Origin of the sequence: Mesorhizobium sp., from assembly GCF_004963255.1 — a bacterium.
GTDB lineage: Bacteria > Pseudomonadota > Alphaproteobacteria > Rhizobiales > Rhizobiaceae > Mesorhizobium.
The window spans coordinates 1-358 of the sequence record NZ_SUGA01000118.1 but is presented as its reverse complement, the minus strand read 5'-3'; the positions used below and the strand labels follow the sequence as shown (position 1 = coordinate 358).

Below are 358 nucleotides of genomic sequence, written 5' to 3'. Positions count from 1 at the left end.
TCCGGCGACAGGCTCATCCTGGACGCTGGCACGTTGACGCGATGCGACGGCTCCTCGCTGGAATAGGCCAGCCCGCCGCCGAGGAACGCACGCGGCTCTATGATAGTGATCAATGGCCGCGCGGATTGGCGCGCGAGATGCCAAGCCACGGCTGCGCCGGAGAAGCCGCCGCCGAGAATGGCGACATGGCTGCGCGGCCGGGGCGGCAGCGCGTTCACGAGGCGCTGGCGAGCGATTTCGGACGATGGTCGCCGGCGATCGTTTCGCCGAAGGGACCGGTGTTGACGGACGAGCCGGGCGCCTTGACCTGATGTTCGGTCGGCAAATGCGGCAGCACCAGCTCGCCGAAGCGATAGGC

Annotated in this window: 1 protein-coding gene and 1 pseudogene; both read right to left on the bottom strand. The window is 68.4% G+C overall.

Translation table 11 applies throughout. From position 1 onward, the window contains the following. On the bottom strand, positions 1-218 hold a 218-nt coding region (locus tag E5X34_RS32705), incomplete at its 3' end, for an FAD-dependent oxidoreductase (RefSeq protein ID WP_292573359.1). Continuing rightward, positions 215-358 (bottom strand): annotated as a pseudogene (locus tag E5X34_RS32700) (alkanesulfonate monooxygenase); the annotation flags it as partial. The pseudogene E5X34_RS32700 and the gene E5X34_RS32705, both read right to left, overlap by 4 nt.